We start from the raw sequence: 6,565 nt of genomic DNA on the forward strand, positions 1-6,565 counted from the left end.
CGGGGTGCGGAGCGCCGTTTCCGGCACCCGCAGCCTGCCCCGCGCCCGTCCCGCGCCCGTCCCGCCGGCGCCCCCGCGCCCGTCCCGCCGGCGCCCCGCGCCCTCCCCGCCGACGCCCCTGCACCCGTACAGCGCCACGCCGCATGCAACCGGGCCGCACCCCGCGGCCGGCCCGCCCCCACCCTCCTCCGCCCGATCGGAGCCACCGCATGTCACGACGCCTCCCGCTGTTACTGAGCGCCGCCCTCGGGGCCGCCGTCCTGGGTGCCGCTCCGGCCGCCCACGCGCAACCCCCGGCGGCCCCCGCCCCGCTGACCGTCACCGTCCCCGGAATCCAGCCCTACGCCTCGTACTGGTACCCGAACACCATCCTGGGCTGGGATCCGGCCACCGACCCCGACGCGCGCTTCAACCGCTCCCGCGTCCGGCTCCAGCCCCGCACCAGCGACCCGGCCCTCCGGGCCAACCCGAACGCCCGCGCTGGCGAGGGGAAGGTGGCCTCCCTGGTCTCCTTCGGGCCGACCTCCGACAACCCCTCCCAGGGTTCCGCCGATCCGAACTACTACGCCTTCGGCTACTGGCAGTACGTCGACAAGCTGGTCTTCTGGGGCGGCTCGGCCGGCGAGGGCCTGATCCTCGCCCCCAACCCGACCGTCATCGACGCCGCCCACCGCAACGGCGTCAAGGTCTACGGCACCGTCTTCTTCCCGCCCGCCGCCTACGGCGGCCGGCTCCAGTGGGTCCGCGACTTCGTCCAGAAGTCCGGCGGGCGTTACCCCGTCGCCGACAAGCTCGTCCAGGCGGCCCAGTACTACGGCTTCGACGGCTGGTTCATCAACCAGGAGACCGGCGGCGGCGATTCGGCCCTCGCCGCCGAGCTGCGCAGCCTGATGCAGTACACCAAGGCCCAGAGCGGCACCGAGTTCATGTGGTACGACGCCATGACCGAGTCGGGATCGGTGAGTTGGCAGAACGAGCTGACCTCCGCCAACGACTCCTTCCTGCAGGACGGCACCAAGCGCACCGCCGATTCGATGTTCCTGAACTTCAACTGGAGCGCCGGCGGCCTGGACTCCTCCCGCAGCCTGGCCCGCGGCCTCGGCCGCAGCGAGTACGAGCTCTACTCCGGGATCGACACCGAGGCCAACGGCTACAACACCGGCGTGGACTGGAACGCGCTCTTCCCCGCCGGCAGGCCGCACACCACCTCGCTCGGCCTCTACCGCCCCGAGTGGACGTGGAAGTCCGCCACCGACCGCGCCGACTTCTACGCCAAGGACGCCCGCTACTGGGTCGGTGCCAACAACGACCCCTCCGACACCACGACCTCCTCCGCCTGGAAGGGCCTGTCGACCTACGTCGCCGAGTCCTCGCCGATCACCGCCAAGCCCTTCGTCACCAACTTCTCCACCGGGCAGGGCGACTTCCACAACGCGGCCGGCACCCGGGTCGCCACCGGGGGCTGGAACAACCTCTCGCTCCAGGACGTCCCGCCCACCTACCGCTGGCTGGTCAGCTCCACCGGCAGCAGGCTCACCCCGTCCGTCGACTTCACCGACGCCTACGAGGGCGGCTCCTCGCTTCGTCTCACCGGCAGACTGGACGCCACCAACACGATCCGGCTCTACCAGACCAGGCTGCCGGTGGCCGCCGACTCCCGGCTCTCGGTGGTGCTCAAGGCCCCGGCCGCCGGGCCGACCTCGCTCAAGGCCGCGATCTCCTTCACCGACGCGCCGACCGCCTTCACCACCCTCGACCTGGGCGCCAACTCCGGTACGGGGTGGGAGCGCCACACCCTCGACCTCTCCGCCTACGCGGGCCGGACCATCGCCCAGATCGGGCTGCAGGCCGAGGGATCGAACCCCGCCTATGACCTGCGCATCGGCCAACTCGCCCTCTACGACGGCGCCGTGGACGCCCCCGCCGCCCCGAGCGGACTCACCGTGCTCGGCGCGAGCGACGTGGTGGCGGGCAGCACCCGGTCGCTGCGGCTCTCCTGGACGGCCCCGGTGGGCGGCGCCCCCGTCCACCACTACGAGCTGTACCGCCGCAACGCGGACGGCTCCCGGACGTACCTGGGGGCCACGCCCTCCGACGCGTACTTCGTGAGCAGGCTGGAGCGGGCGGGCGGCGAGAGCAGCACGACGGTCGAGGTCGAGGCGGTCTCCACCGAGTACGGCCGCTCCCCAGCGGCCGCCACCACGGTCTCCTGGACCGGCACCCCGCCCACCGCCACCAACCTGGCGCTCGGCCGACCGGCCACCGCGTCCGGCCGGTGCAACGCCGACGAGACGGCCGCCAAGGCGGTCAACGGCAGCGTCAGCGGTGGCAACGGCGACAAGTGGTGCACCCTGACGTCGGGCAAGTGGCTGGAGGTCGACCTGGGTTCGGCCCGTGCGCTGTCCGGGTTCGTGGTCAAGCACGCCTCGGCGGGCGGGGAGAGCTCCTCCTACAACACCCGCGACTTCACCGTGCAGGTCCGCTCGGCGAGCACCGACCCGTGGACCACCGTCGCGACCGTGACCGGCAACACCGCCGGCACCACCACCCACCCGGTGAACACCACGGCCCGCTACGTGCGCCTGGTCGTCACCAGGCCCACCCAGACCACCGACCCCGCCGCCCGCATCTACGAGTTCGAGGCCTGGGGCGCGTAGCCCCGTCGGAGGAAGGACCACCCCCGTGTCGGTCACCATCACCGCCGTCGACAGCACGGACCTCTTCACCGGCCCCGAGGACGCGCCGCGTCAACTGCTGCGCGTCACCCTCGACGGCCCGTCCGCCCGGATCACCGTCACCGGTCCCGGGGTGTCCGGCGAGGCGGTCGGCACGGGGACGGTCGAAGTCCCCCTGGAGATCGGCGCGGCCGCCGCGCCGGGGCAGCGGCTCCCGGTCGAGGTGCGGGCCGGCGACGCCCGCGCCGAGGCCGAGGTCGAGGTCGCCGAGCCCGGCTGGACGATGTACCTCGTCCCGCACTTCCACTACGACCCGGTCTGGTGGAACACCCAGGCCGCCTACACCGCCCCGTGGGAGCTGCTCTCCGGCGACGCCACCACCCGGCCGCTCTGGGAGCACAACGGGTTCGCCCTGGTCGACGCCCACCTGGACCTCGCGTTGCGCGACCCGGTGTACCGCTTCGTCCTCGCCGAAGTCGACTACCTGAAGCCCTACTTCGACCAGCACCCGGAGCGCCGCGAGACGCTGCGGCACCTGCTGGAGCGCGGGCAGGTGGAGCTCGTCGGCGGCACCTACAACGAGCCCAGCACCAACCTCACCGGGGCCGAGAGCACCATCCGCAACATCGTCCTCGGCATCGGCTACCAGCGCGACGTCCTCGGCGGCGACCCGCGGACCGCCTGGCAGCTCGACGTGTTCGGCCACGACCCGCAGTTCCCCGGCCTGCTGGCCGCCGCCGGGCTCACCGGCAGCGCCTGGGCGCGCGGGCCGTTCCACCAGTGGGGGCCGATCCAGAAGAACTTCCGGGCGGCCAAGGACGACGCCCGGGTGATGCAGTTCCCGAGCGAGTTCGAGTGGATCCCGCCCTCCGGCGAGGGTGTGCTCACCCATTACATGCCCCACCACTACTCGGCAGGCTGGTGGATGGACTCCTCGCCGGACCTGGCCGCCGCCGAGCAGGCCGTCTACGACCTGTACCGCAAGCTCAAGCCGGTCGGCGCGACGAAGAACCTGCTGCTGCCGGTGGGCACGGACTACACCCCGCCGAACCGCTGGGTCACCGCGATCCACCGCTCGTGGGCCGCGAAGTACCTCTGGCCGCGGTTCGTCTGCGGCACTCCGCGCGACTTCCTGGACGCCGTCCGCGCCGAGCAGGCGGCGAGCGGCCGGCGGCCGAGCCCGCAGTCCCGGGACATGAACCCGGTCTACACCGGCAAGGACGTCTCCTACATCGACACCAAGCAGGCGCAGCGGGCCGTCGAGGTGGCCGCCGTCGACGCCGAGAAGCTGGCGACCCTGGCCATGGTGCACGGGCTCGGGCGGTACCCCTCGGCCGCGCTGGACAAGGTCTGGCGGCACCTGGCGAGCGGCGCCCACCACGACGCGATCACCGGCTCGGAATCCGACCAGGTCTACCTCGACCTGCTCGGCGGCTGGCGGGAGGCGTACGACCTGGCCACCGACGTGCGGGACCGGTCGCTGGCGGCGCTCACGGCGCGGATCGACACGACGGGCGTGGGGGAGGCGGTGGTCGTCGCCAACACGCTGTCCTTCGACCGGACCGACCTGGTCGCCGTCCGGCTGCCGGCGGGGCTCCGGTCGGTGCGGGTGCTGGACGACACCGGCTCCACCGTGCCGAGTTCGGTCGACCGGGGCACGCTGCGGTTCCTGGCCGCCGACGTGCCGGCGCTGGGCTGGCGGACGTGGCGGCTGCTGGGCGGCCCGGCCGAGGACGCCGGCGGGGCCGGGAACACCACCGGCGCGGGCCGGGACACCGGCTGGTCGGCGGCCGACGGCCGCACCATCGCCAACGCCCGGTACCGGGTCACCGCCGATCCGGCCCGTGGAGGTTGCCTGACCTCGATCCACGATCGACTGTGCGGAAGGGAGTTGATCCAGGCCGGCCGGGTCGGCAACGAGCTGCGGGTCCACGAGGAGTACCCGCAGCACCCCGACTTCGGCGAGGGCCCGTGGCACCTGGCCCCCAGGGGGCCGGTCCGGGGCTCGGCCGAGCAGCCGGCGAGCGTCCGGCGGGAGACCTGCCCGCTGGGGGAACGGCTGGTGGTCGCCGGGACGGTGGACGGCATCCGCTACGAGCAGACGGTGACGCTGTGGCACGGCCTCGACCGGATCGACTGCCGGACCAGGGTGGTCGACCACGCGGGCGCCGACCGCCTGCTGCGGCTGCGCTTCCCGGTCGACCTGCCCGGGGCACGCCCGGTCAGCGAGGTGGCCGGGGCGGTCGTCGGCCGCGGCTTCGCCCGGCCCGAGGCCGACTCCGCCGAGGCTCCGTGGACGCTGGACAACCCCGCCCACACCTGGTTCGGCCTCGGCGCCACCGCCCGGGTGGTGCTCACCGACCCGGCCGGCGCGGTGGTCGGCGAACGGGCCCTGGGCGTGGCCGAGGTGGTCGTCCCCGCGCTGGACGCCGCCGCCGACGCCCGCGCGCTGGTGGTGGCGCTCGCCCGGGTCGGCGTGACCGCGACCACCTCCGCCGCCGACTGGGCCCGTTACGGGTGGCTGGACGTCGACTCCAACCTGCCGGACTTCCGGATCGTCCTCGGCGGACCGGACGTCAACGACGCGGCGCGCGAGCTGATCCGGCGCGCGGGCGAGGAGTTCGCGGCCGCACTCGAGGCGCACGGCGCCGTCTGGATCCCGGCCGGGGAGGGTGGTGGAGCCGGCGCGGACCTGCGTGACCTGCGGGCACTCCCGGCACTGGTCGTCACCGATCCGGACGCGCTGGCCACGGACCTCGCGGACGCCCGGATCAGCGCCGTCTGCCCGGCCCCGACCACGGAGCAACTGGCCGACCACACGGTGGCATTGCTCACCTTCGGCCTGCCCGGGTTCGCCGTCGACGCCACCGGCGGGCTCCACCTGTCGCTGCTGCGTTCGTGCACCGGCTGGCCGTCCGGCGTCTGGATCGACCCGCCCCGGCGCACCGTGCCCGACGGCTCCTCCTTCCAACTCCAGCACTGGACGCACGAGTTCGAGTACGCGCTGGTGGGCGGCGCGGGCGACTGGCGGGCCGGGACCCTGCCCGCCCGCGGCCAGGAGTTCAACCACCCGCTGTACGCCCGGCTCACCCCGGCCCAGGACGGCCCGTTGCCCCCCACCCTCTCCTGGCTGCGCGTCGAACCGGCGCGCGAGGTGCTGGTCGGCGCCCTGAAGCCGGCCGGAAACCCCCTCGCCCACGGCTCGGCGGCGCCCGTGGGGGAGCGGCTCACGCTCCGGCTGGTGGAGGCCACCGGCCTGGGCCGCACGGTCTCCCTCGGCGGGGCGCTCGGCCTGGCCGACCTGCACCGGGCCGACCTGCTGGAGCGGCCGACCCGCCCGGAGGACCTGAGCCTGGCGGGCTCGCAGATCGTCACCGTGCTGGCCCGGCCCGGCGTCACCGCCGATCCGGGCGGTCCGGTCCTCGGCGCGGTCGCCGAGGCCGCCCAGCCGGTGCACGCACGGTACTGGCTGCACAACCGGGGCCCGGCGCCGCTCGGCTACCTGCCGGTGTCGGTCGGCGTCTCGCCGGGACTGCTCCGGACGGCGGGCGAGCCCGTCGAACTCTCGGTGGTCCTCGCCTCCCAGCTGCGGGACGCCGCCGCCGAGGGAACCGCCACCGTGCTGGCGCCCGAGGGCTGGACGGCGAGCCGGCAGGCCCGGCCCTACCGGCTGGAGGCCGGCGGCCACCTGCGGTTCCCGGTCGAGCTCACCCCGCCCGCCGGGGTGGAGCCCGGCCTGTACTTCGCCGCCGTCCGGATCGGGCACGACGGGCAGGAGATCGAGGACGTCGCCACCGTCGCGGTGGGCGACCTGCCCGAGCTGCTGCCGGCGCCCGGCGCGGCGCCCGAGGACTGGACCGCCGCCCAGGGCACCACCTCCCCGGTGGGCC

At 74.4% G+C, this 6,565-nt stretch carries 2 protein-coding genes; both read left to right on the forward strand.

Translation table 11 applies throughout. From position 1 onward, the window contains the following. Nucleotides 1–209: 209 nt before the first annotated feature. Nucleotides 210–2,657: a discoidin domain-containing protein gene (locus MCM47_RS14380; protein WP_238861966.1), complete on the forward strand. Its 2,448-nt coding sequence runs from the start codon at nt 210–212 to the stop codon at nt 2,655–2,657. Between the two features lie 25 nt (nt 2,658–2,682). Continuing rightward, nucleotides 2,683–6,565: glycoside hydrolase family 38 C-terminal domain-containing protein (locus MCM47_RS14385; RefSeq protein WP_238861967.1), on the forward strand; the 3,883-nt coding region annotated here is incomplete at its 3' end.

Source organism: Kitasatospora sp. A2-31, assembly GCF_022288725.1.
Lineage (GTDB): Bacteria > Actinomycetota > Actinomycetes > Streptomycetales > Streptomycetaceae > Kitasatospora.

Bases quoted from the DNA above. Each gene is read 5' to 3' on its own strand.
- MCM47_RS14380 (WP_238861966.1), top strand. From the start codon at position 210: ATGTCACGACGCCTCCCGCTGTTACTGAGCGCCGCCCTCGGGGCCGCC.